Origin of the sequence: Verrucosispora sp. WMMA2121, assembly GCF_027460185.1 — a bacterium.
GTDB classification, from domain to species: domain Bacteria; phylum Actinomycetota; class Actinomycetes; order Mycobacteriales; family Micromonosporaceae; genus Micromonospora; species Micromonospora palythoicola.
Genome location: NZ_JAPZBH010000006.1, coordinates 3,408,365 through 3,432,375, shown reverse-complemented (window position 1 = coordinate 3,432,375; position 24,011 = coordinate 3,408,365). Strand labels below are relative to the sequence as shown.

The following is a 24,011-nucleotide window of genomic DNA, read 5'->3' as shown; positions in this document are numbered from 1 at the left end:
CGCCGGGCAGCGCAATAGGCAACGGTCGATTCAATCCCTCGGCGACTCCTCCGCCGACCAGATAACGTGCCTCTACCAGGCGTTAGACGATTCAGGGCACGCGCTGTCACACCCCCGCAGAGGCCCGGTCGTGCCGGGCCACCCATCGGGCGAGCGACTCGCTCCACGATATTCATCAGATGTGTGCACCCGCCCTGATGGGTCGGCGTCAACGTCGACTCGGTTCGGCGCGCTCAGGCGACGACCCGGCGGGGACGGGCGGCCGGACACCGGTCAGCGTCGCGACGGTTCCGGCGGGTCAGCTCAGGGCGCCTCCTCGGTCAGGTGCCAGATCTCCCGCATCGGGGCCCACCAGTGCCCCGAGCCGGGCTCGGCGAGAGACTCCTGGCACGGATCGGTCAGCTTCCACCACGCCTGCGTCTGCGGGTCGTCGGCCATGCGACGCTGGTCGGCGTCGTGATCGTCGCCGACGTACTCGTAGTAACCGAACAACAGGTCGCCGTGGAGGAAGATGGTGAAGTTGCGGATGTTCCCGTCGCGCAACGTCTGCTCGACACCGGGCCAGACCGCGGCGTGCAGCCGCAGGTAGGTTTCCCGGTGCTCCGGCCTGAGCCGGATCACCATGCCGTAACGTCGCACGTCGCACCCTTTCGGTGAGCTCGGTTGACCCTGGTTCCGGCAGCCGCACGGCGAGTGCGCAGCGTCGCCGACAAACGTCCGATGTCTCTATAGTGGTCGGGGTCGCCGGTGCCGGTCCTGGACGCCGGCGCCGGGCCGGCGCCCGGTCGACCGGTCCGAAGGGGGCGTGGATGGCACTGACCGACGACGCGATCGCGAAGATCCGGAGCATGATCCAGAGCGGTGAGCTGCCTCCGGGGACGCGGCTGCCACCGGAACCGCAACTGGCCGCCCAGATGGGGCTCTCGCGCAGTGGGGTCCGGGAAGCGGTCAAGGTGCTCGAATCGGCCCGGGTGCTCGACGTGCGGCGCGGCGACGGCACGTACGTGACGAGCCTCGCCCCCCGGCTGCTGCTGGAAGGGCTCGGCGTCGCGGTGGAGTTGCTGCGCGACGACACGCTCCTGGAGGTCATGGAGGTGCGCCGGATGCTGGAGCCGATGGCGACCGGCCTGGCGGCGCTGCGGATGACCGACACCGACCTCGACGAGCTGGGCCGGATCCTGCAGGACATGCGGGCGGCGGCCGACGACGCCGAGAAGTTGATCCAGTTCGACGCCGCTTTCCACCACACCGTCATCGCCACCACCGGCAACGAGACCCTCACCTCGCTGCTGGACGGGCTCTCCGGTCGTACGCTGCGGGCCCGGGTGTGGCGCGGGTTGATCGAGGGCAACGCGGCGCACCAGACCATCGAGGAGCATCACACCATCTACCTCGCGCTGCGGGCGCGTGACCAGTTGCTGGCGCAGGCCAGCGCCCTGTTGCACGTCAACACCTCCGAGGCGTGGCTGCGTACCGTGCTCGGCGCGAAACCGTCGGACGGGTAGCGGCCCGATCGACCGAGCCGAGCCAGACATCAGATGAACCGCCTTGCCGTGGTCCCGGACCGCACGGGTGGTCATGATGTCGGCGCTCCCGCCAGGACCTCGGCGTCGGCCCACGCCGGGCCGTCGGGGTAGCGGTAGCGCGCCAACGAGTCCGGCAGGATCCGCGCGCTCATGCCGGGTGCGTCGGGCGCGAGGTAGCGTCCGCCGCTGACGCGTACCGGATCGGCGAAGTGCTCGTGCAGGTGATCGACGTACTCGATGGCCCGGCCCTCGGTGCTGCCGCTGAGCGCGACGAAGTCGAACAGGGCCAGGTGCTGCACCAGCTCGCACAGCCCCACTCCCCCGGCGTGCGGGCAGACCGGCACCCCGAACTTCGCGGCGAGCAGCAGGACCGCCAGGTTCTCGTTCACGCCGGCGACCCGACAGGCGTCGATCTGCACCACGTCGACGGCGTCGGCCTGGAGCAGCTGCTTGAACATGACCGCGTTGTGCACGTGTTCGCCGGTGGCCACCTTGACCGGGGCGAGAGCCTTGCGCACGGCGCCGTGCCCGAGCACGTCGTCCGGCGAGGTCGGCTCCTCGATCCAGTACGGGTCGAACTCGGCCAACTCCCGCATCCAGCGGATCGCCTCGGGCACTCCCCAGATCTGGTTCGCGTCCACCGCGATCTGGATGTCCGGCCCGACGACCCGTCGGGCGATGCCCATCCGGCGTACGTCGTCGGTCAGGTTCCCGCCCACCTTGAGCTTGATCAGCCGGTAGCCGTCCTCGACGGCCTCCCGGCAGAGCCGGGCCAGCTTCTCGTCGTCGTAACCCAGCCAGCCGGGGGTGGTGGTGTAGGCGGGGTAGCCCTCGGCCCGTAGCCGCCGCTCGCGCTCGGCCCGCCCTCCCTCGGCGCTGCGCAGCAGCGTCACCGCCTCGTCCTCGGTGAGAGCGTCACGCAGGTAGCGGAAGTCGACCTGGGCGACCAACTGCTCCGGGGTGAGGTCGGCGAGCAGCTTCCACAACGGTTTCTCCGCCCGCCGGGCCGCGAGGTCCCACACCGCGTTGACCAGACCGCCGGCGGCCATGTGCACGACCCCCTTCTCGGGCCCGAGCCAACGGATCTGGCTGTCGCCGACGAGCCGGCGGGCCAGCGAGCGCGGGTCGGCGACCAGCTCGTCGACCCGCTGGCCGACCACCATCGGGGCGAGTGCCCGCACCGCCGCGACCTGAAGGTCGGTGCCCCGGCCCACGGTGAAGACCAGGCCGTGTCCCTCGGCGCCGGCCGAGGTCCGCAACACCAGGTACGCGGCGGAGTAGTCGGGGAACGGGTTCATCGCGTCCGACCCGTCCCGATGCCGGGAGGTGGGGAACCGTACGTCGATGGTTTCTACGGACGAGATGCGCTCACTCACCAGTAACTCCTGAGGGATCGAGCGGGCGGGCGTGGTTGCCTGCCTCGCGGTGGGCCCGACGGGCCGGCCGCCTCACGTCTGTGCCTTGCCTCCGGTGATGCGGGACACCACCAGGGCCACCAGGATGACGGTGCCGTTGAGGAAGTTCGTCCACTGTGCGGGTACCCCGGCCAGGGTCAGCACGTTGATGATCATGAAGAGCAGCAGGACACCGGTGAAGGCGCCGAAGACGCTGCCCTTGCCGCCGTTGAGGCTGACGCCGCCAATCACCGCCGCCGCGAAGACCTGGAAGATGGCGCCGCTGCCCTGGGCCGACGGCACCGCCGCGAGCCGGCCACTGATCAGTAGCCCGGCCAGCGCCGCCAGCACACTTGCCACGATGAGCGCCAGCCAGAGCACCCGGTCGGTCCGGATGCCCGCCGCCCGGGCCGCGTCGGCGTTGCCGCCGATCGCGTACAGCGCCCGACCCGCCCGGGTGTAGCCGAGAACGACGATCCCGGCGGCGAACAGCAGCAGCGACAGCCAGATCGAGGCCGGTACGCCGAGCCAGCTGGCGGAGCCGAGATAGGTCATCGACTCGGGCAGCATGAAGAACGTCTGGCCACCGGAGATACCGGTGAGCAGGCCGCGTAGGACGATCAGCATGCCCAGCGTGACGACGAAGCCGTTGAGGCCGAAGCGGACGATGAGCAGCCCGTTGAAGGCACCGACGAGGGTGCCGACGAGCAGCACGACCGGAACCGCCCAGGCGTCCGGTAGCACGTCGAGACCGAGTCCCCGGGTCAACGCGGGATCCACCACCAGCCAGGCGGCGATGCCCGGGGCGAGGCCGAAGGTGGACTCCAGCGACAGGTCCATCTTGCCGGTGATCAGCACGATGGTCTGGGCCAGGACCACGATGGCGATCTCCGACATGCTCTGCAGCACGTTGATGATGTTGTCGGTGCTGAGGAAGACCGGGCTGACGATGGACCCGACGATCGCGACCGCGATGATCGCCGGCACCAGTGCCAGGTCCCGTAGCCGGGCGATGGCCAGACTCCGCGACGCGGCAGCCCGGGGCGGTGGCGGCGTGGCGGCCGGCCGCGCGGTGGTGGAGAGCGTCTCAGACATGGTGGAGATCCACCCCTTCCATGGCGGCTACCAGCTCGTTGTCGCTCCAGCCGTGGGACATCTCGCGGACGATCCGGCCCTGGAACATCACCAGTACGCGATCACAGATCCGCAGGTCGTCGAGTTCGTCGGAGACGACGAGCACGCCGGTGCCGCGGCGGCGTACCTGCTCGACGACTCCCAGCAGGGTCTGCTTGGAGCGCACGTCCACCCCGGCGGTCGGGGTGATCAGGACCAGCAGTTTCGGGTCGCTGGCCAGCGCCCGACCCATCACCACCTTTTGCTGGTTACCCCCGGACAGCTCGGAGACCGGCACCCGCGGCCCGGCGGCCTTGATCGCCAGGTCGGTGATGGTGTCGCGGGCCAGGGCGTCACGCCGGGCCGGCGAGATGAGACCCCGCCGACCGATCCGGTCCGGCACGGTCATGGTGACGTTCTCGGCGATGGACAGCAGCGGCACCAGTCCTTCGCGGTGCCGGTCCTGCGGTACCAGCCCGACGCCCGCGTCGAGAGCGTCGGGCACACTGCCGGGACGCAGCGCCCGACCGTCGACGACGACCGTCCCGCCCGCCGGCCGGGCCAACCCGACTATCGCCTCGGCGACCTCGACCTTGCCGCTGCCGCCGCCACCGGCGATGCCGACCACCTCACCGGCCCGGGCCTCGACGGACAGCTCGGCGCCGGAGGCGGTGACCAGATCGCGTACGGACAGCAGCACCGGAGCGTCGGCGGGCAGCGACCGGTGCTCGGCCTCCGGCATGGCCACATCCTCACCCGTCATCGCGGCGACCAGCGCCGGACGGTTCAGCTGCGCCACCGGGGCGGTGAGGATGTGCCGGGCGTCGCGGAACACCGTCACCTGGTCGCAGATCTCGTAGATCTCCTGGAGGTGGTGGCTGATGAACAGGAAGGTCACCCCCTGCTCCCGCAACTGCCGGATCCGGGTGAACAGCCGGTTGATGCCGGCGCCGTCGAGCTGCGCGGTCGGCTCGTCGAGGATGATGAACCGGGCGCCGAAGGAGAGCGCCCGGGCGATCTCGACGAACTGCCGCTGCTCGACGGAGAGCGTCGACGCGGGCTGACGTACGTCGACCTCCACCGACCACTCCGCCAGCAGCTGCTCCGCCGCACGGCGCAGCCGCGACCAGCGGATCAACCCGGCCGGGCCACGGGCGTGCCGGTTGAGGAAGAGGTTCTCCGCCACGGTGAGGCTGCCGATGATTGTGGACTTCTGGTAGACGCAGGCGACCCGGCTGCGCCAGGCGTCCCGGTCACCGAGCGGCGGGGCCGGACGCCCGTCGAAGGCCACCGCTCCGTCGTCGGCGGCCTGCAACCCGGTGAGAATGCTGACCAGTGTGGACTTGCCGGCGCCGTTGCGCCCGACCAGGGCGTGCGTCTCGCCACGGCGGACCACGATGCCGGCGTCGGCCAGCGCGACCGTCGACCCGAACCGTTTGGTGATCTGCACGGCCTCCACGACGGGCTGGTCGGTGCCGATCAGCCCGTCGGCCGGCCCACTCGGGGTGGCGCTCATGCGTTGTTGCCCCACAGGGACGGGTCGTCGAACTTCAGGGTGGGCTCGCCGGCGATCGGCGCACCGTCAAGCGTCACCAGCGGCGCCGGCAACTGGTCCTCCAGCAGGCCGTCGCGTACCTGGATGATGGTGCTGCCGTGCTCGGTCGGGCCGGGCTGGAACGTCTCGCCCTCGATCGCCGCCTGCACGTACTCCAGGCCGTACCTGGCGTAGAGGTCGGCCGGCTGGCTGACGGTGGCGTCGATCAGACCCTCACCGATGTTCTTCAGCTCCTCGGGAATGCCGTCGTTGGAGACCACGAAGACGTGCTTCGGGTCGCTCGGCGGCACCTGGAGGCCCCGCTGCTTGAGGATCTGGAGGGTGCCGGAGAGGGCGAACGAGGACTGCATGTAGATGCCCTTGATGTCCGGGTCCGACGCGAACCGGGTCTGCAGCTTCGACGCCGCCACGTCGGCCTTCCAGTCGGTGGCCTCGCCGAACACGGTGATGTCGGGGAACTGCTGCTGCATGCACTCGTTGAACGCCTCGGTGCGGTCCCGGCCGTTGATCGAGTCCAGGCCGCCCTGGAGCATGACGACCTTGCCCTTGCCGCCGAGTTTGGTGCCGAGGAACTGGCACGCCTTGATGCCGTAGGCGCGGTTGTCGGCCCGGACGACCATGAACACCTTGCCGGTGTCCGGCCGGGTGTCGATGGTGACCACCGGAATCTTCTTGCTGTCCAGTTGGGACAGCGTCGGCGCGATGGCGGCGGTGTCCTGCGGCGCCATCACCACACCCTCGACGCCCTGGCTGATGAAGGCCTGGGTGTTCGAGATCAGGTTGGCGATGTCGTTCTGCGAGTTGGTGGTCTTGACCTCGACACCCAGTTCGTCGGCGAACTGCGGGACGTACTTGATGTAGGAATTCCAGAAGTCCGTGTCGGAGCGGGGATAGTCGACCCCGACGACCCGCGAGCCGCCCGATCCGGTGCCGTCGGCCGCGCCGTCACCGCACCCGGCGGCGAAGGTGACCGACGCGCCGAGCAGCAGCGTCAGCGCCATGCTCGTCAGTGCCCTGCTTCTCATGGTCGTTCCTCCATATCCGGGACGTCACGCCAAGCGCGACGCGGCGACCCGGTCGGGCCGCGACGGGGCACTCGTCGGACGTGATGTGCGAAGGGGAAGGACCGGGTACGGGACATGGCGATCCCTCCAGGACACGGGTGGCGGGTGGTGGAGTTCATGTGACTCAGACATCAGACGTTAGGGCTTCCAGACATGTGACGTCAACGCCCGAGATCGGGCAAACACTCGCACCAAGAGGCACTTGGTCGCCACAGACATCAGATTGATTTCCGCCAACGAGCAGCACTCCCAGCCCACTGAGAGCCCGGCGGCCCGGCAGCGCGAAAACCCGCCGTCCCGTGGACTCGCGGGCGCTGGCCGACCCGGCACCCGCCAGTCGAGTGGTGCTCGGGTGCCGATGTTGGCGATCACATCAGCGCGACGATGGCTGTCACTCCGGGTGCGGAGGCAGTCGCTGCGAACGCTAACATCGATGACGCTGAGATTGCTAGCTTGTTGCGGCCGCGATCGGCAGGAACTGGGCCGTCAGCGGCACCGCCCGCCACCACGGTCGCGCCCCGGAATGTCGGTCCTGCCTGGCACATTGGTCGCCTGGACGCGAACCGATTGGAGCCGCCCGATGAGCCGCCAGATCCAGGTCACCTTCGACGCCCACGACCCGACGGCGCTGTCCACGTTCTGGCGGGAAGCCCTGGGCTACGTGCATCCCGGTCCGCCCGGAGTCGACCTCCCCGACGGTGCCGACCCGCTGGCCGCATGGGACGACTTCCTCGCCCGGATCGGCGTACCGCCGGAGCAGCGCAACACCAGGTCGGCCATCGAGGACCCGGCGGGGCTCGGTCCGCGGTTGTTCTTCCAGCAGGTGCCGGAGGACAAGGTCGTCAAGAACCGGGTGCACCTCGACGTACGGGCCGCGCCCGGGCTCACCGGCGCGGACCGGATGGCGGCGTTGCAGACCGAGTCCGATCGGCTGGTCGCGTTGGGCGCCGAGCAGCTGCGCCGGGTCGAGCCCGCGCCGCCGCTCGAGGCCGGCTTCATCGTGCTGACCGACCCCGAGGGCAACGAGTTCTGCCTCGACTGACTCGGCGGATCGACGCTCCCGGCCCTACGCCGGCTCTCGCTGCTTTGCGATGAGCGCCAGCAGGCCGGCGTGCGTATCCGCGTCGGCCGCCGCGACGAGCCCGCCCAGGCCGCTGCGCCAGGGCCGACCGTCGATGCCGGTCACCACGCAGCCAGCCGCCTCGCAGAGCGCGATGCCGGCCGCGAAGTGCACGTTGTCGCCCAGTCGGCCGTCCGTGACGTACGCGGCGCGCCGACCGGCCGCGACCCAGGTCAACGCCAACGTGGTCGACACGACCCGTGGCCGAAACCGCTCGACGAAGCCCTCGTCCGCCAGCAGCCGGGCCGCCCGGAACACCCGCCCGTTCGGAAAGGGCGGGTCGAGGTTGACGTCCACCAGCCCGGATGCCGCCGACGGCGTGAGGTGCTGGTCGACCCCGCCGCACCGCACCCCTGCGGCGGTGCCGTCGGTCCAGAAGACCTCCTGAGCGAACGGGTCCACGACGGCCGCCGCCGTGACCTCCGCGTCGACCCGCAGGGCCACGTTCACCGAGACCAGCGTGGTGTGTACGGCGAAGTTCAGCGTCCCGCAGAGCGGATCGACGAACCAGACGCGCCCGCTGCCGTCCGACCCGCTGCGTCCGCTTTCCTCGGCCAGCACGGCGTCGTCGGGTCGCGCGGACCGCAGCACGCCGAGGATCGCCTGCTCCGCCTCGATGTCCGCGCTGGTGGCGAAGTCCCCACCCGCCTTCGCGAAGCGGTCGACGGACCTGCCGTGGTGCGAACGCACCACCTCGGCACCGGCCCGCGCGGCCCGGATCGCGAGTTCAGCATCGACATGCGACATCCGCTCACCGTACGTCGATCCCGGTCGCGGGTGTGCCCCGGTTCCGGCGAGCAGGTTCCGGGGCCACCGCGTCGGTCAGCTGTCGCCCAGGCAGTCCCGGACCGCCGCGGAGAGCAGGTTCGCCCGCTCGTCGTCGAAGCCGCCCATCTGGTTGACCACGTAGCCGAAGCCGACCTGGTGGGCGTCGTCGCCGAAGGCCAGGTGCCCGCCGGCGCCGTCGTGGCCGAAGCTGCGTACGCCGAGCATCGGGCGGGGCTCCGAATGCACCAGGAAACCGGTGCCCCAGCGGTGTCCCGCGTCGGGCAGCCCGTAGACCTGCTGACCACTCACCCGGACCGTGACCGCGTCGTCGACGGACGCGGGGCTGAGCAGCCGCGCGCCGTCGACCTCGGAGACGCAGGCGGCGTAGAGCCGGGCCAGGCTCTCGGCCGTGCTCACCGCGCCCGCACCGGGGATCTGCGCGGCCTGGATGGCCGGGTCGTTGAAGCTGACCAGGCCGTTCTCGTCGGCGGGGAAGGCGAAGGCACCGCCCATCGTGATGCCCCGCTCGGCGACCGGGTCACCGGCCGGGACGTGCTCGCCGATCGGTGCCAGCATCCAGGCGACGGTGTCCCGTTCGGCGGCCGGCAGCCCGATCCAGGTACGCAGACCGAGCGGCTCGCCGAGGACCCGGGAGAAGTAGGCGCCGGGCAGCTCGCCGCTGATCCGCCGGATCACCTCGCCGATCAGCCAGCCGTAGGTGATCGCGTGGTAGCTGTGTGCGGTGCCCGGCTTCCACAGTGGAGTCTGCGCCTCGATCGCCTTGATCACCGGCTCCCAGGCCAGCACCTCCTCGCGGGTGAAGGGCTTGTCCAGCGCCGGCAGGCCGGACTGGTGGGTGAGCAGCCAGCGGACCGGGATCTCCGCCTTGCCGTGCTGGCCGAACTCCGGCCAGTAGCGGGTGACCGGCGCGTCGAGGTCCAGCCGCCCCTCCTGCACCAGCAGGTACGCGCAGATCGCCATGATCCCCTTGGTGCAGGAGAAGACGACGGCGGGCGTGTCCGCGCTCCAGGGGCGTCCGGACCGGGCGTCGGCCAGCCCACCGTGCAGGTCGACGACCTTACGGCCCCGCAGGTAGACGGCGACCGCGGCGCCCACCTCCCGCCGGTGGGTGAAGTTGTCCCGAAACACGTCGGCGACCCGGCCGAAGCCCTCGTCGACGTCACCGTGGATCTGGGTGTCGCTCAACCCGCTATCCCTTCACGGAGCCCTGGAGCAGGGCCTTGATGAACTGTCGCTGGAAGATCAGGAACACGATGAGGGTAGGCGTGAGGATGAGCAACGAGCCAGCGCACAGCAGCACCAGATCGGTTCCCCACTGCCCCTGGAAGGCACCGAGAGCGCCGGCCATGGTCCGCTTCGTCGCATCGTCGACGAGCACGATGGCGAGCAGGAACTGGTTCCAGGTCCACAGGAACAACAGGATGGTCAGCGAGGCGATGGCCGGCCGGGCCAGTGGTACGTGCACCCGCCAGAACAGCTGCCAGGTGTTGCTGCCGTCCACCCGCGCCGCCTCGGACAGTTCCCGGGGCACGTTGATGAAGTGGGCGCGCATCCAGAAAACCGCGAACGGCATGTAGAGACCGATCAACGGCAGGACGATCGCCCAGCGGGTGTTGAGCAGGCCGAGGTCCCGCATCTGGTAGTACAGCGGGGTGACCACCGCCTCGAAGGGCAGGGTCAGGCCGAGCAGCAGCAGTCCGAAGGCGAGGTGACCGCCGGGCACCCGCAGGTGTCCCAGGCCGAAGCCGGCCATGGTCGCGATGAGCACGCCGACCGGCACCACCCCGGCCACGATCAGCGCGCTCGACTTCAGCAGCGCGCCCATGTTGGCGGCGGTGAAGGCGTCGGCGAAGTTGCCCCACTGCGGGTCGCTGGGCCAGGCCAGGCCGGTGGGTACGGTGCCGCGTGGTTGCAGGGCCGCCGACAGCATGCTCAGGAACGGCAGCAGGGTGACCACGACCAGCGCGATCAGGAAGATGCGTCCGGTCAGCCGCTCGCTGCGGGTGGTCAGGTTCATCACTTCTCTCCCCTGGTCAGCCGCTGGATCGGCAGTACGCACACCAGCACCAGCGCCATCAGCACCACCGCGAGGGCCGAGGCGAGGCCGACCTGACGCTGGGAGAAGGCGAGCCGATAGATCTCCAGGCCGGGCACGGTGGTCTGGATTCCGGGGCCACCGCTGGTGGAGATGTAGACGATGTCGAAGCTGGCCAGCGCCGCGATGATGGTCACGGTCAGGCAGATGCCGATCTCCTGGCGCAGGCTGGGCAGGGTGACCGCGAAGAACTCCCGCACCGGGCCCGCGCCGTCGATGCGGGCGGCCTCGTAGAGCGAAGGATCGATCTTGCTCATTCCGGTGATCAGCAGGATCGTGCAGAGGCCGAGCATGACCCAGGTGCCGATCACGCCCACCGCCGGCAGCGCGGTGTCGAACTCGCCGAGCCAGGCCCGGGTGACGCCGTCCAGCCCGACGGCCCGCAACGCCTGGTTGACCAGTCCGTTGCTGGAGAGCACCCAGCTCCAGGCGATACCGGCCGCGACCAGGGGGATCACCTGGGGCAGGAACAGCACGGTGCGGACCAGGGTGCCGGCCGGGCCGGTGGTGATCCGCCGGACCAGGCTGGCCACCAGCAGGCCGAGCAGGACCGGGATGAAGCTGAAGAAGATGATCAGGATGAACGCGTTCGAGATGATCTTCAATACGTCCCGGTCGGTGAAGACCGTGAGGTAGTTGTCCAGCCCCGCCCAGCGGGCCGCGCCGATGCCGTTCCAGTGGTACAGCGAGTACTGCATGGTCAGCACGAGCGGACGCAGCACGAAGACGCCGTACATGATCAGGGCGGGCAGGACCCAGAGCCACCCGGACCACCGGACCGTGCGGCCCCACCGCTTCCGGTGGGGCCGCACGGGTGCCCGGGTGTCCCCCCGGCCGGGTCGGGACGCGGTGTCCGACCCGGCCGGGGCGCTGCCGAGGGCAGACGTCATCGGGACAGTTCCTTCTCGTACTCGGCCTGGACCGCCTTGACGTACCCCTCCGGGGTCTGCTGGCCGGCGACCAGCTTCTGCATCTCGGGGGTGATGGCGGCGGCGAAGATGCCGCCGGTGGCGTTCGCGGTGAAGTCGACCGCGCCGTTGTCCGCGCCGAGCTGCTGGGACGCCTTGAGCGTCTCGGCGAGCACGGTGCCCTCCGACACCGGCGGCAGGGCGAGGTCGGCCGGGCCACCCGGGTGCGAACCGCCGACGTTGACCGAGATCTCCCGGGCCTTGTCGTTGGTGTGCACCCAGTTGAGGAAGAAGGCCGCGGCGTCGGGGTTCTTGGCCTTGGCGCCGACGCCGAACGTGTTCGGCGCGGACATCGCGACCCGCTTGGCGTCGGCGGTCTCACCCGGGAAGAGGAAGAAGCCGACCTCGCCGGCCATGCTCTTGTCCAGGTTGCCCGACTCCCAGTCGCCGTTGAACATGAACAGGCCGTTGCCCTTCTGGAACTCGCCCATCATGGCCGTGTAGTCGATGGCGTTGGCGTCCTTCGGGAAATAGCCGGCCTCGGCCCACTTCTGGATGGTCTGGGTCGCCTTGAGCGCCGCCGGCGTGTCGAAGGTCGCGCCCGGCTTCTGGAAGATCCAGTCGGCGATGGCGGTCGGGTCGCCGTACTGGTTCTGCAGTGCCTGGTGGGGGAAGTTGATGCCGGCGGTGTTCTTGTTGAACTGCATGATCGGCAGCAGGTTGGCCGCCTTCGCCTTGGCCAGCAGCTCCTCGAACTCGGCGATGGTGGCCGGCGGCTGGGTCATGCCGACCTGCTCGGCCTGCTTCTTGTTGTAGAAGACGCCGGTCACGCTGTAGCCCAGGCCCATGCCGTACAGCGAGCCGCTGCCGCGCACCGCGCCGCCGTCGGACAGGCGCAGCTGGACCAGCTGGGAGGCGGGGAACTTGTCCCAGCCGTACGCGTCGAAGTACGGGTCCAGGTTCTTCAGCAGCCCGTCCTTGACCAGGTCGACCATGGTGGGCAGCCGGATGATGTCGGGCGCGTTGTCCGAGGCGAGCACCCGGGGCGCGTTCTCCGTGATGACGGTGAACTGGTCCTCACGGACGTTGAACGTGACATTCGGGTGCTGCTTGGTGAACTCGTCCGCGAGGGCCTTGGCCAGCGGGAAGCCGGTCTCGGCGTACATTTCCAGGGTGATCGGGTCGGTACCCAGCTCGGTGCTCACCGGTGCGTCGGAGTCCCCCGTGGGGGTCTCCTCGGAACCCGGTGCGCTACAGGCGCTGATGGCCAGGCTGGCGCCCAGTAGCGGCACCAGCAGTGCCAACCGGCGTCGGGTGAACCTTGTCGAGAACTCCGGCACCTCATGCTCCTTGACTCAATCCGCGCGCCGGACCGGTCGACGGCCGTCCGTGGCGCTCGCCACAAGGCCGGCCCACCGGCCACCACGTGTCGCAACGTCGCGTGCCTGACCCGGCTCGCGGCCCGCGGTACCCAATATGACGTCGGAAGACGCGAAGGCGTCCACCGCAGAGGTGAAACCACGTCGCTAAACTGATTTAGCAGAGCATGCGCGCGTCGCCGGGGAGTGTCAAGGACGAGTTCGCAACGGTCTGGAAACAGCTGGTTCACCAGCCGCCCCGCCAGGCTGACCACACCGCCGGTGACCACGTGAACGACTCGACCCATCATGATGGGACGACGGCGGCGTCGGGACGGACCGCCGTGATCGGAGGACGCAATGGGTCGGGAGAGAGCGACACTGGCCGACGTGGCGCGACGGGCCGGCCTGTCCAAGACCGCCGCGTCGATGGTGCTGAACGGCCGCGAGGGCACCCGGCTCTCCGCCGAGGCGCACCAGCGGGTCTTCGCGGCCGCCGAGGAACTCGGCTACCGACCCAACGTGGCCGCCCGCAGCCTGCGGACCCGCAAGACCGCCACCATCGCGTTCGTCTCCGACATCGTCGCCACCACCCGCTTCGCCGGTGGCCTCATCCGCGGCGCGCTGGACGCCGCCCGCGAGCGCGACCACGTCCTGCTGATCACCGAGACGCAGGGCGACGCGACGTTCGAGCGGTACGCCATCGAGGCCATCCTCGACCGCCAGGTCGACGGCGTGATCTACGCGGCCATGGCGACCCGCCGCCTGGCGGTGCCGCCCGCCATCCTCGGCGGCTCGGTGGTGCTGCTCAACGCGACGAGTCCGGACTCGTTGCCCTGCGTACTCCCCGATGACGAGGGAGCCGGCGCGATGGTCGCCGAGACGCTGCTCGCCAACGGCCACCGGGACCGGATCGCCCTGATCGGCCGAAACCGGCAGAAGGAACGCGACCCGGAGATATCGCTGGCCGCCGACGCCCGGCTGCGCGGCATCCGGGACACGCTCGCCGCCGCCGGTGTCTCGCTGCTCGCCGAGGGCTTCTGCCCGGAGTGGCTGCCGGAACACGGCTACACCGCCATGCGTACGCTGCTGGACCGCCCGACCCGACCGAGCGCGGTGATCTGCATGAACGACCGGCTCGCCTTCGGCGCGTACCAGGCGCTCGGCGAGGCCGGTCTCACCATTCCGGGCGACCTTTCGGTGATCTCCTTCGACGACGACCCGATCGCCGCGTGGCTGCGGCCGGGGCTGTCCACCGCGGCCCTGCCGCACGAGCAGATGGGCCGCCGCGCGGTGGAGATGCTGCTCGACGGTGTCGCCGGTGCCGCGTCGTTCGTCCCGATGCCGCTGCGCCGGCGGCGGTCCGTGGCCGCGCCCGCCAACTGAGTCCAACCGTCCCCCCGCCGGCACGGGCCCTACCCGCGGTAGTCGCTAAACCGATTCACTGGTACGTTTCCGGCCATGCTTCGACTGCCCGACCACTGGGTGTGGGACAGCTGGTACGCCCAGGACGACGACGGCCGCTGGCACGCGTTCTTCCTGCGCGCCTCCCGGGCCCTGCTCGACCCGCACCGCCGTCACCGACGCGCCTCGATCGGCCACGCGGTCTCCACCGACCTGCGCTCCTGGCAGCTCGGCGCCGACGCCCTCGTCCCCGCCGACGCGCCCGCCTGGGACGACCTGGCGACCTGGACCGGCTGCACGGTGCGCGGCCCGGATCAGCGGTGGTACCTGTTCTACACCGGGGTCAGCCGAGCCGAGGACGGGTTGGTCCAGCGCATCGGTCTGGCCGTCTCCGACGACCTGGTCACCTGGCACCGGCACGGCGACGCGCCGCTGCTCGAGGCCGATCCGGCCTGGTACGAGCTGCTCGACCGCGACATGTGGTACGAGCAGGCCTGGCGCGATCCGTGGGTCTTCCCGGACCCCGACGGCCCTGGTTGGCACATGCTGGTGACCGCCCGCGCCAACCAGGGCCCGGCCGACGAGCGCGGCGTCGTCGGCCACGCGACCTCCCCCGACCTGGTCAACTGGACGGTCCGACCGCCGTTGTCCACGCCGGCCGGCTTCGGTCACCTTGAGGTGCCGCAGGTCGCCGTCGTCGACGGACAGCCGCTGCTGCTGTTCTGCACCAACGCCTTCGCCGCCGCCCGGGAACCCGGGTCGCGCCTCTGGGTCGCCACCGGCCCCACCGTGCACGGCCCCTGGGACATCGCCGCCGCCCGGCCGGTCGCCCAACCGCACCTGTACGCGCCCCGCCTGGTCCCCGACGGCGACGGCTGGTCCCTCATCGGCTTCGTCGAGCACGCCGACGGCGAGTTCGTCGGGGAACTCAGCGATCCGGTACCGGTCCGCTACGACCCGACCGTCGGCCTGGTCGCCCGGCAGCCGGCAGCCGTCGGTAGGTGAGGTGCCGGCCGCCAGCGCTGAGCCAGGGGGCCGGTCAGGAACCTGGCGTGCCGCCCACAACTCCTGTTCCGGCCCGCTGGCCACCCCGCCGATGTGAGGATGAGCGCGTACGGCTCGGCCGGGCCGGTACCGCTCGATCCGACCCGACAGGTGGTGAGCATGTCCCAGGACGACGAGATTCGTCCCTTCCGTCTCGACACGCCGGATGAGGCGCTCACGGATCTGCGTCGTCGGATCACGGCCACCCGCTGGCCCACCCGGGAGCTGGTCGACGACCGCTCACAGGGCGTGCAACTGGCGACGGTCCAGGAGTTGGCCCGCTACTGGACCACCGAGTACGACTGGCGCGCGTGCGAGGCCAGGTTGAACGCCCTGCCGCAGTACACGACCGAGATCGACGGCGTGACGATTCACTTCATCCACGTACGGTCGCCGCACGAGGACGCGCTGCCGCTGATCATGACGCACGGCTGGCCGGGCTCGGTCGTCGAACTGCTCGGGGTGGTCGGTCCGCTCACCGACCCGACGGCGCACGGCGGACGGGCCGAGGACGCCTTCCACCTGGTGCTGCCGTCGTTGCCCGGCTACGGCTTCTCCGGCGAGCCGACCGAGGCCGGCTGGGACTCCGCCCGGATGGCGCGGGCGTGGGCACAGCTGATGGACCGTCTCGGCTACTCGCGCTACGTCGCGCAGGGCGGCGACGTGGGTTCCTCCGTCACGGACGCGATGGGCCGTCAGGCACCTGACGGGCTGGTCGGGATCCACGTCAACCTGCTCGCCGCGGCAATCGGTCTCAAGGACCAGCTGCCGGCGAATTCCGCGCCGGAACGCGCCGCCCACGACGCGCTCGCCACGTTCACCATGGACGGTTTCGGCTACTTTCTGGAACAGTCCACCCGACCGCAGACCATCGGCTACTCGCTGCTCGACTCACCCGTCGGGCTGGCGGCGTGGATGCTGGACCACGACACGGACAGCTACTACAAGATCTCCCGCGCGTTCGTCGACGGCGAACCGGTGGGTGGTCTCACCCGGGACACCGTCGTCGACAACATCACGCTGTACTGGCTGACCGGCACCGGCGCCTCGTCCGCCCGGTGGTACTGGGAGTTCGGACGCTTCCAGGCGGCAGCCGACGCGGCCGGCCAGCCGCCGCCACCGGTCGCGGTCCCGGTCGGCTTCACGGCGTTCCCCGGCGAGATCTGGGCTGCCCCACGTAGCTGGGTCGAGGCCGTCTACCCCGGCGTCGCGTACTTCAACGAGGTCGACCGTGGCGGCCACTTCGCGGCCTGGGAGGAACCGGAACTCTTCGCCGCCGAGGTGCGGGCCGCGTTCCGGCCGCTGCGGCAACCCTGAACCGCCGTACGCCGGAGTCACACCGACCGCATGGCGCGCACCGCCTCCTTGGCGAACAGGCACGCCGCCCGGTGGTCGGGGTCGACCTCGGCCAGCACCGGATCGGTCTCGGCGCACTCCGGACGCGCCTGCGGGCAGCGGGTGCGGAACCGGCAGCCGCCCGGCGGGTCCACCGGGCTGGGGATGTCACCGCTGAGGATGATCCGGCGGCGTTCCCGCTCGACCTGCGGGTCGGCCACCGGCACCGCGGACAGCAGCGCGGCAGTGTACGGGTGGGCCGGGTCGCGCCAGATCTGCGCCGGGGTGCCGCTCTCCACGATCCGCCCCAGGTACATCACCGCCATCCGGTCGCTCATGTGCTCCACGGCGGCCAGGTCGTGGGCAATGAACAGGTAGGTCAGCCCCAGGTCCCGTTGCAACCGGCGGAGCAGGTTCATGATCTGCGCCTGCACGCTCAGATCGAGCGACGCGATCGGCTCGTCGAGCACGATCAGGTCCGGCTCGCCGGCCAGGGCACGGGCGATGCCGACCCGCTGCCGCTGCCCGCCGGAGAGTTCGTGCGGATGCCGGTCGGCCAGCTCGCCGCGCAACCCGACCATGTCGAGCAGCTCGTCGACCCGGCGGCGGCGGGCGGCACCACCGTCGGTGAGCCGATGCACGATCAACGGCTCGGCGATGCTCGCCCCGATGGTGAGCCGGGGATCCAGGGACGCCTGCGGGTCCTGGAACACCATGGCAACCCGGCGACGCAGCGCCCGCAGCCGTCGGCGGGACCAGCGGGTGACGTCCTCGCCGCCCACCCGCACCGTGCCGGAGGTGGGATCCACCAGCCGGAGCAGGGCCAGCCCGGTGGTGGACTTGCCGCTGCCCGACTCACCGACCAGCCCCAGCGTCTCCCCCCGCCGTACCCGCAGCGACACGCCGTCGACGGCCCGCACCACACCGGCCGGCGTCGGGAACCACACCGCCAGATCGTCGAGTTCGGCCACCACCTCGCCCGGTTCCCGCTGCTTCGGCACCGCAGCGTGCGCCGTGCCATCGGCCGGCACGGCCGTGCCGAGATCCGCTCGCTGCCGCTCGCTCACTGGCGCTCCCCGTCGCTCGGCTGCGGATAGAAGGTGCGGACCTGGTGCCCGGCCGAAACCGGCACCAGCGGCGGCAGCTCGTGCTCGCAGCGGGCGTCACCCCGCACCGGGCAGCGGGGCCAGAACGCGCAGCCCGCCGGCAGATCCAACGGGCTGGGCGGCGCACCGGCGATGGTGACCAGTTCCGCGCCGCCGGCCGCCGGGTCCGGACGGGCGGCCAGCAGAGCCTCGGTGTACGGGTGCGACGGCGTGCCGAACACGGCGTCGACCGGCCCCTGTTCGAGGATCCGGCCGGCGTACATGACCGCCACGCTGTCGGCGATGCCGGCGACCACACCCAGGTCGTGGGTGATCCAGACGACCGCGGTGCCGAGCCGCCGTTGCAGGTCGGCGACCAGCTCGACGATCTGGGCCTGGGTGGTGACGTCCAGGGCCGTGGTCGGCTCGTCGGCGATCAGCAGGTCCGGCTCGCAGGCCAACGCCATGGCGATCACCACGCGCTGGCGCATGCCGCCGGAGAACTGGTGCGGGTACGCGTCCACCCGCTGCCCCGCCGACGGGATGCCGACCATCTCCAGCAGTTCCACGGCACGGGACCGGGCGGCCCGCCGGGTCAGTCCGAGATGCTCCTCGGCGGCCTCGGTGACCTGCCGGCCGACGGTGAGCACCGGGTTGAGCGAGGTCATCGGATCCTGGAAGACGAACCCGATGTGCCGCCCCCGCAGTCGACGACGGCGGTCCTCACCAAGCCCGGTCAGCTCCGTGCCGAGCAGGTGCACCCGCCCGGTCACCCGCGCGGTGCGGGGTGCCAGCCCGGTGGCGGCGAGCACGCTCATGCTCTTGCCGCTGCCGGACTCGCCGACCAGCGCCAGGGTCTCCCCCGGCCGCACCGCCCAGTCGACCCCGGCGACGGCGTGCGCCGGCCCACGCCGGGTGCCGATGGTGACGGTGAGGTCCTCGACGGCCAGTACCGGCTTCATGCGGTGCTCCTCCGGGCTTCGCTGACGGTGAGCTGGCGGGGATCCAGCACGTCCCGCAGCGCGTCGCCGACCAGGTTGAACGCCAGAACGGTGAGGAAGATCGCCGCACCGGGGAAGAAGCCCAGCCACCAGGCGTCGGTGACGAACCCGCGTCCGTCGAACAGCATCCGGCCCCAGGCCGGGTCGGGTGGCTGGACGCCGAGGCCGAGGAAGGACAGCGCCGCCTCGGACAGGATCGCGAAGGCCAGGGAGAGCGACGTCTGCACGATCAGCGGCGCCGCGATGTTCGGCAGCACGTGCCGCCGCATGATCCGCAGGTCGGAGGCGCCGACCGAGACCGCGGCCCGGACGAAGACCTGCTCCCGCACCGAGAGCACACCGGCCCGGGTGACCCGGGCGAAGATCGGCGTGTAGACCACCCCGATCGCCACCATCGCGGTGCCCAGTCCCGGACCGAGTACCGCCACGATCGCCACCGCCAGCAGCAGCACCGGGAACGCGAACAGCACGTCCATGCAGCGCATCAGCACGTTGTCGAGCCAGCCGCGGTAGTAACCGGCGAACAGCCCGAGGGTCACCCCCACCACCAGCGCGATGCCGACGCTGACCAGGCCGACCTGCAACGACACCCGGGCGGCGACCATGACCCGGCTGAGCACGTCGCGACCCAGCTCGTCGGTGCCGAACGGGTGTGCCCAGCTCGGCGGCTGGAGCATCTGGTCGACGTTCACGTCGTTGATCCCCGACGGCGCTAGCCAGGAGCCGCCGACCCCCACCACGACCAGCACCACCAGCACCAGGCTGCCGGTCAGGGCCAGCGGATCGCGCCGCAGCGCGGCGAGCGCCCGGCGCAACTGCCCCTCGCGGTTGACCGTCCGCTCGCTCATTTGACCGTGATCCTCGGGTCGAGACGGGCATAGAGGATGTCGACCAACAGGTTGACCAGGAGGAACAACGCCGCCACCAGCAACACCGCGCCTTGCAGGACCGGATAGTCACGGGCCGCGACGGCGTCGTAGGTGAGCCGCCCGATGCCGGGCCAGGCGAACAGCACCTCGATCACGATCACCCCGCCGAGCAGGCTGGCCAACTGCACCGCCACCACGGTCACCACCGGGATGAGAGCGTTGCGCAGCACGTGCCGCAACACCACCACCCGGGTACGCAGACCCTTCGCCTCGGCGGTGCGCACGTAGTCCTCGGAGAGCACCTCCAGCATCGACGAGCGGATGAACCGGGTGAGGATCGAGGCGGTGACCAGGCCGACCGTGGCGGCGGGCAGCGCCACGTGGGACGCCCAGCGCCCCGGATCCTCGGTGAGCGCGACGTACCCCGACGGCGGCAGCCACCCGAGCACCCCGGAGAAGAGCAGGATGCCCATGATGCCCATCCAGAAGTCCGGCACCGAGACACCGAACTGGCTGAACACCCGGGCCGCGTGGTCGACGAGCGAGCCGCTGCGGATCGCCGAGACGATCCCCAGCGGGAAGGCGATCGCCATGGCGAACACCACCGCGGTGACCGCCAGCGACAGGGTCGCCGGCAGTCGCTCCAGCACGATCGCGGTGACCGGCCGTCCACTGCGGAAGCTGACCCCGAGGTCGCCGGTCAGCGCCCGCCGCAGGTAGTCGAAATACTGCACCACGAGCGGCTGGTCCAGCCCCGCCCGGGCCCGCAGCGCCTCGTACGTCTGCGGGTCGAAGCGGGTGCCGAGGGCGACCCGGACCGGGTCACCCGGCACCAGTTGGAGCAGCAGGAACACCACGAGGGTCACGCCGAGCAGCACGACGGCCGACTGCAACAGCCGACGGATGACGAAGCGGGCCACCTGAGGTTCCCCGCCGGGTCACCGGGCGAGGGCCACGTCGCGGAACCGGATCGCCCGGTCCGTGCGTACCTCGTAGCCGCTGACCTGCTTGGACCAGCCCTGGGCGACGTCGGGGTTGTAGAGGTAGATGTAGCTGGCGTCGTCCACGATCTGCTTGGCCACCTGCTCGTACTGCTGCTTGCGGGCGGCCTGGTCGGTCTCCGTCCGGGCCTGGTCGAGCAGCCGGTCCACGTTCGGGTTGGCGTACTCGTGGAAGTTGAACGTGCCGTCGCTGTGGTGCTGGGCGTAGTAGAACTCGTCCGGGTCGATGTTGCCCAACCAGCCGAGCATGAACGAGTCGAACTTCCCGGCGCCCTGCTCGTCGAGCCACTGCGCGAAGTCCAGCGTGCGAATCTCCACAGTGATCCCGACGGCCTCCAACTGCGAGGCGATGACCTGGGCCGCGGTGACCGTCTCCGGGTACTCGCTGGTGACCATGAGGTCCATGGTCAGCCCACTCACCCCGGCCTGGTCGAGCAGTTGCTTGGCCTGGTTGACGTCGTGCGAGTACGGCGCGTACTCGTAGTAGAAGGCGCTGTTCTGCGGGATCGCCGTCTGGTTGACCGTGGCCAGCCCGAACTTGGCGGCCTTGGTGATCGCCTCGCGGTCGAGCGCGAAGGCGATGGCCCGACGGACGTTGACGTCGTCGTACGGCTTGCGTGCCTGGTTGAGCGCGAGGTACCAGTAGTCGGTCGAGGGCACCGACTGCACTGTCGGGTCGTCCCCGTCGAGCAACGCCGGCACCTGCTGCGGTGGCAGGTTGTCGGTCCAGTGCACCTCGCCGCCGCGCAGGTTCTGCAGGGCGACGGTGGGGTCGCTGACGAAGGTGAACCGGACGCCGTCCAGTTTCGGCTTCTCGCCCCAGTAGTTGTCGTTGCGGACCAGCCGGATGCTGTCGCCGGAGCTGTAGTTCTCCACCGCGAACGGGCCACTGCCGACCGGCTTGGTGGTGATCTCACCGGATTCCACGTTCGCCTTCTGGACGATCGCCACGCCCTTGAAGCCGCCGAGGTTGGCCAGCAGGTTCGGGGTGGGTGCGTTGAGGGTCACCACCACGGTCTTCGGGTCGGTGGCCTCGATCGATTTCACGGTGCCGAACTTGTACGCGTTGTTCAGCTTCTCGTCGATGATCCGGTTGTAGGAGTAGACGACGTCCTCGGCGGTCAGCGGCGTACCGTCGGAGAACTTGACGCCTTCGCGGAGGGTGAACGTCCAGGTCAGCTGATCCTCGCTGGTGGTCCACTCGGTGGCCAGGGCAGGCTTCATCTCCAGGTTCGCGTCCGGCTCGACGAGCGTGTCGAAGACGTTCTCCAGCACCTGGAAGCTGTAGTAGGCGGAGGTCTTGTGCGGGTCGAGCTGGTCGGGCTCGCCGCCGATCGCGGCGTTGAGCACGCCGCCGGCGCCCGCCGTGTCGTTGCCGTCGACGTCGACGCCCTCGCCCCCACTGCATCCCGCCACGGCGGCGAGCAGCAGGGCGATCGTCGCGCCGGCCAACCTGAATCTGGTCCTGGACATGGTCCTCCCCCTGGATTCTTCCCGGCAGTCGATCTCGCCCCACGCTAACCGCAAACCCGCCGGCCGGCAGGGCTCGGACCGGCGGGCGGACAGGTTCGAAGTCAAGCTGTGACCCGGGCGGTCAGAGGCAGCACCAGCAGTAGAGGTGGTCACCGGCGGCCTGGGCACGGCGGGCGAGGGCGCTGATCTCCTCGATCACCGGCAGCAGTTCCCCTGGCGGCAGCGGCTCACCCCAGGCCAGCTCCTCGATCTGCCCCCACCGCGCCGACAGCTCGGGTGACTGGGCGGCGGTGATCGAGGCCAGGGTGTCCCTGGTGGCGTCGTCGAGGGCGATCAACCATGGCCCTTCGTCGCCACCGCTCCAGATCAGCCGTTGCTCGATCAGGTCGGTGGACCAGGCCAGCCCGCGCACGAAGCCGACGAGCTTGCCGAGGGTCACTGCCGGCTCGATGCCCTTGAGGTCGATCGCGTCGACCCCGGGGCGGCCCCCTGACACGGCGACCGGACCGCCGTCGAGCTCCGCCATCAGCCCGATCGCGGCGGCGTCGTCCGCCGCCCGGAAGTAGTCATACAGAACACCCATGCGCCGTACCCCATCAGCTGGGTACGACAGCACCCGCGCTAGGGACAGTTGTTGCTGGTCAGCCGGAGCGTGTACTCGGCGTCGTCGTCGGTGATGCCCGACGGGGCACCGTCGAAGTAGGTCTCCACCTTCTGCCAGCCGCGCCGCTGCTCGTAGTGCAGGTGCGGGGCGCCGGAGTTGCCGGTGCTGCCGATCCGGCCGATCTGCTGGCCCTGGACGACGCGCTGGCCGACCTGCACCAGGGGCGGCTCCAGCAGGTGCAGGTACTGGGTCTCCCACCGCCCGCCGTGGTCGATCTTCACCCAGTAGCCACCGCCACGACCCCGAGGGCCGTCCGGATTGTCCGGGGTACGACCACCCAGCGACCCGTTGATCCCGGCCACGGTGACGGTGCCCTCGTAGGAGGCGAGCACCGGTTGCCCCCACGGGTCGCCGGAGAGCGGGAAGAAGTCCACGTCGTAGTCGCCGTGCCCCGGATAGGTGCCGACCTGCCAGGTCTCCCCGCAGCCGACCGGCATCTGGAACAGCGGGCGAGGGCCCGGCGGACGCAGCACGATCACGGCCGCCACGGCCAGGGCGATCACGACCACGAGGCTGAACAGGAGCCCGAACCGGGTCCGGCGGGCGCGGCGGTGGGAACGGGGGTGGCCGGTCGTCACGGCCCAGAGCATGTCAGAGACCGGCAACCCCCGTCGGTCGCCCTCAGGCCGGCACCGCCGGCATGGCCGGACCGCTCGGTGCCGGCACCGGCACCGGGATCACCACCACCGGGCAGGTCGCCTTGCGTACGCACTCCTCGCTGACCGAGCCGAGCACGGTGTGCCGCAGCCGGCCGTGCCCGTGACTGCCCAGCACCAGCAGGTCGGCGCCACGGGCGGCGGCGGTCAGCACGTCGGCCGGCCGACCCTCGACGACCTCGGCCGAGACCGGTGCCGCGGCCGTGCCCCGGGTGACCTCGCCGATCTCCCGGGCCAGCAGGGCGGTGGCCCGCTCCTCCTCCTCGATCGGGTTCGGTGCGACCATGGCACCACCGTCCAGGCCGTCCCACCGCCAGGCGGTGACCGCCTGCACGGTGCCGTTGCGCTCGGCCGCCTCACCGACCGCCCACCGCAGGGCACGCCGCCCACCGTCCGAACCATCGACGCCGACAACGATCAGGTACGACATCGTCCTCACTCCTCTCCGTCCTGCTTCCAGTGCAGCGTGCGCGGATGGTACGGACCAGCGGCCGGAGTCCCTTCCAAACGGGTCGGACGGCCCGGTGCTGGACGGGACCTGTGGCCGCTCGGCGTCG

Annotated in this window: 23 protein-coding genes; 5 read left to right on the top strand and 18 right to left on the bottom strand. The window is 70.6% G+C overall.

Translation table 11 applies throughout. The annotated features are described in order from the left end of the window. Positions 1–303: 303 nt before the first annotated feature. On the bottom strand, positions 304–639 hold the full coding sequence (locus tag O7605_RS24390) for an L-rhamnose mutarotase (protein ID WP_269741311.1): 336 nt from the start codon (positions 637–639) through the stop codon (positions 304–306). Positions 640–809: 170 nt separating this feature from the next. On the opposite strand from O7605_RS24390, the gene O7605_RS24385 reads away from it, so the two are divergent. Next, positions 810–1,505, top strand: a complete 696-nt coding sequence (locus tag O7605_RS24385) for a FadR/GntR family transcriptional regulator (protein ID WP_269741310.1) — start codon at positions 810–812, stop codon at positions 1,503–1,505. Between the two features lie 71 nt (positions 1,506–1,576). On the opposite strand, the gene O7605_RS24380 is transcribed toward O7605_RS24385, so the two are convergent. From O7605_RS24380 to O7605_RS24365, 4 genes are all read right to left on the bottom strand, one after another. Next, entirely contained in the window at positions 1,577–2,905 is a 1,329-nt protein-coding gene (locus tag O7605_RS24380; RefSeq protein WP_269742737.1) for an enolase C-terminal domain-like protein, read from the bottom strand. A gap of 69 nt (positions 2,906–2,974) precedes the next feature. Beyond that, positions 2,975–4,015, bottom strand: a complete 1,041-nt coding sequence (locus O7605_RS24375) for an ABC transporter permease (protein ID WP_269741309.1) — start codon at positions 4,013–4,015, stop codon at positions 2,975–2,977. Continuing rightward, positions 4,008–5,549 carry a sugar ABC transporter ATP-binding protein gene (locus O7605_RS24370; protein WP_269741308.1) on the bottom strand — a complete coding sequence of 514 codons (1,542 nt, stop codon included), beginning with the start codon at positions 5,547–5,549 and terminating at the stop codon, positions 4,008–4,010. Before O7605_RS24370 ends, O7605_RS24375 begins: the two co-directional genes overlap by 8 nt. Then, the gene (locus tag O7605_RS24365) at positions 5,546–6,613 is read right to left on the bottom strand and encodes a sugar ABC transporter substrate-binding protein (RefSeq protein ID WP_269741307.1); all 1,068 of its coding nucleotides are present in this window, start codon (positions 6,611–6,613) and stop codon (positions 5,546–5,548) included. Before O7605_RS24365 ends, O7605_RS24370 begins: the two co-directional genes overlap by 4 nt. A gap of 619 nt (positions 6,614–7,232) precedes the next feature. Between O7605_RS24365 and O7605_RS24360 the strand changes: the two genes are divergently transcribed. After that, positions 7,233–7,694 carry a VOC family protein gene (locus tag O7605_RS24360; RefSeq protein ID WP_269741306.1) on the top strand — a complete coding sequence of 154 codons (462 nt, stop codon included), beginning with the start codon at positions 7,233–7,235 and terminating at the stop codon, positions 7,692–7,694. Positions 7,695–7,718: 24 nt separating this feature from the next. Here the strand turns inward: O7605_RS24360 and O7605_RS24355 are convergent, their stop codons facing one another. The 5 genes from O7605_RS24355 to O7605_RS24335 all read right to left on the bottom strand — a co-directional run bounded on the left by O7605_RS24355 (position 7,719) and on the right by O7605_RS24335 (position 12,904). Further along, positions 7,719–8,519 (bottom strand): inositol monophosphatase family protein, encoded by an 801-nt coding sequence (locus O7605_RS24355; protein WP_269741305.1) that lies wholly within the window; start codon positions 8,517–8,519, stop codon positions 7,719–7,721. 75 nt (positions 8,520–8,594) lie between these two features. Continuing rightward, a complete protein-coding gene (locus O7605_RS24350; protein WP_269741304.1) occupies positions 8,595–9,746 on the bottom strand; it encodes a serine hydrolase domain-containing protein in 1,152 nt (383 codons plus the stop codon). A 4-nt stretch (positions 9,747–9,750) separates the two neighbouring features. Next, complete coding sequence (locus O7605_RS24345) at positions 9,751–10,578, bottom strand: carbohydrate ABC transporter permease (RefSeq protein WP_269741303.1); 828 nt, start codon at positions 10,576–10,578, stop codon at positions 9,751–9,753. Next, entirely contained in the window at positions 10,578–11,546 is a 969-nt protein-coding gene (locus tag O7605_RS24340; protein ID WP_269741302.1) for a carbohydrate ABC transporter permease, read from the bottom strand. Before O7605_RS24340 ends, O7605_RS24345 begins: the two co-directional genes overlap by 1 nt. Further along, positions 11,543–12,904: an ABC transporter substrate-binding protein gene (locus tag O7605_RS24335; RefSeq protein WP_269741301.1), complete on the bottom strand. Its 1,362-nt coding sequence runs from the start codon at positions 12,902–12,904 to the stop codon at positions 11,543–11,545. The genes O7605_RS24340 and O7605_RS24335 overlap by 4 nt, the downstream gene beginning before the upstream one ends. A gap of 378 nt (positions 12,905–13,282) precedes the next feature. Here O7605_RS24335 and O7605_RS24330 point away from each other — a divergent pair, with 378 nt between their 5' ends. The 3 genes from O7605_RS24330 to O7605_RS24320 all read left to right on the top strand — a co-directional run bounded on the left by O7605_RS24330 (position 13,283) and on the right by O7605_RS24320 (position 16,687). Further along, positions 13,283–14,308, top strand: a complete 1,026-nt coding sequence (locus O7605_RS24330) for a LacI family DNA-binding transcriptional regulator (protein WP_269741300.1) — start codon at positions 13,283–13,285, stop codon at positions 14,306–14,308. A gap of 75 nt (positions 14,309–14,383) precedes the next feature. Next, complete coding sequence (locus O7605_RS24325; protein ID WP_269741299.1) at positions 14,384–15,331, top strand: glycoside hydrolase family 68 protein; 948 nt, start codon at positions 14,384–14,386, stop codon at positions 15,329–15,331. Positions 15,332–15,490: 159 nt separating this feature from the next. Then, the gene (locus O7605_RS24320; protein ID WP_269742736.1) at positions 15,491–16,687 is read left to right on the top strand and encodes an epoxide hydrolase family protein; all 1,197 of its coding nucleotides are present in this window, start codon (positions 15,491–15,493) and stop codon (positions 16,685–16,687) included. A 17-nt stretch (positions 16,688–16,704) separates the two neighbouring features. On the opposite strand, the gene O7605_RS24315 is transcribed toward O7605_RS24320, so the two are convergent. The 8 genes from O7605_RS24315 to O7605_RS24280 all read right to left on the bottom strand — a co-directional run bounded on the left by O7605_RS24315 (position 16,705) and on the right by O7605_RS24280 (position 23,884). Then, entirely contained in the window at positions 16,705–17,706 is a 1,002-nt protein-coding gene (locus O7605_RS24315; RefSeq protein ID WP_269742735.1) for an ABC transporter ATP-binding protein, read from the bottom strand. A 62-nt stretch (positions 17,707–17,768) separates the two neighbouring features. Beyond that, positions 17,769–18,752, bottom strand: coding sequence for an ABC transporter ATP-binding protein (locus O7605_RS24310; RefSeq protein WP_269741298.1), 984 nt, complete (start codon positions 18,750–18,752; stop codon positions 17,769–17,771). Further along, positions 18,749–19,639 carry an ABC transporter permease gene (locus O7605_RS24305; RefSeq protein ID WP_269741297.1) on the bottom strand — a complete coding sequence of 297 codons (891 nt, stop codon included), beginning with the start codon at positions 19,637–19,639 and terminating at the stop codon, positions 18,749–18,751. Before O7605_RS24305 ends, O7605_RS24310 begins: the two co-directional genes overlap by 4 nt. Beyond that, positions 19,636–20,580, bottom strand: coding sequence for an ABC transporter permease (locus O7605_RS24300; protein WP_164447131.1), 945 nt, complete (start codon positions 20,578–20,580; stop codon positions 19,636–19,638). Before O7605_RS24300 ends, O7605_RS24305 begins: the two co-directional genes overlap by 4 nt. Positions 20,581–20,598: 18 nt before the next feature. Further along, positions 20,599–22,134 (bottom strand): ABC transporter substrate-binding protein, encoded by a 1,536-nt coding sequence (locus tag O7605_RS24295; protein ID WP_269741296.1) that lies wholly within the window; start codon positions 22,132–22,134, stop codon positions 20,599–20,601. Positions 22,135–22,255: 121 nt separating this feature from the next. Next, complete coding sequence (locus tag O7605_RS24290) at positions 22,256–22,717, bottom strand: hypothetical protein (RefSeq protein ID WP_269741295.1); 462 nt, start codon at positions 22,715–22,717, stop codon at positions 22,256–22,258. Between the two features lie 38 nt (positions 22,718–22,755). Then, positions 22,756–23,376 (bottom strand): M23 family metallopeptidase, encoded by a 621-nt coding sequence (locus O7605_RS24285; RefSeq protein ID WP_269741294.1) that lies wholly within the window; start codon positions 23,374–23,376, stop codon positions 22,756–22,758. A gap of 43 nt (positions 23,377–23,419) precedes the next feature. Continuing rightward, a complete protein-coding gene (locus O7605_RS24280) occupies positions 23,420–23,884 on the bottom strand; it encodes a universal stress protein (RefSeq protein WP_269741293.1) in 465 nt (154 codons plus the stop codon). Positions 23,885–24,011 lie beyond the last annotated feature (127 nt).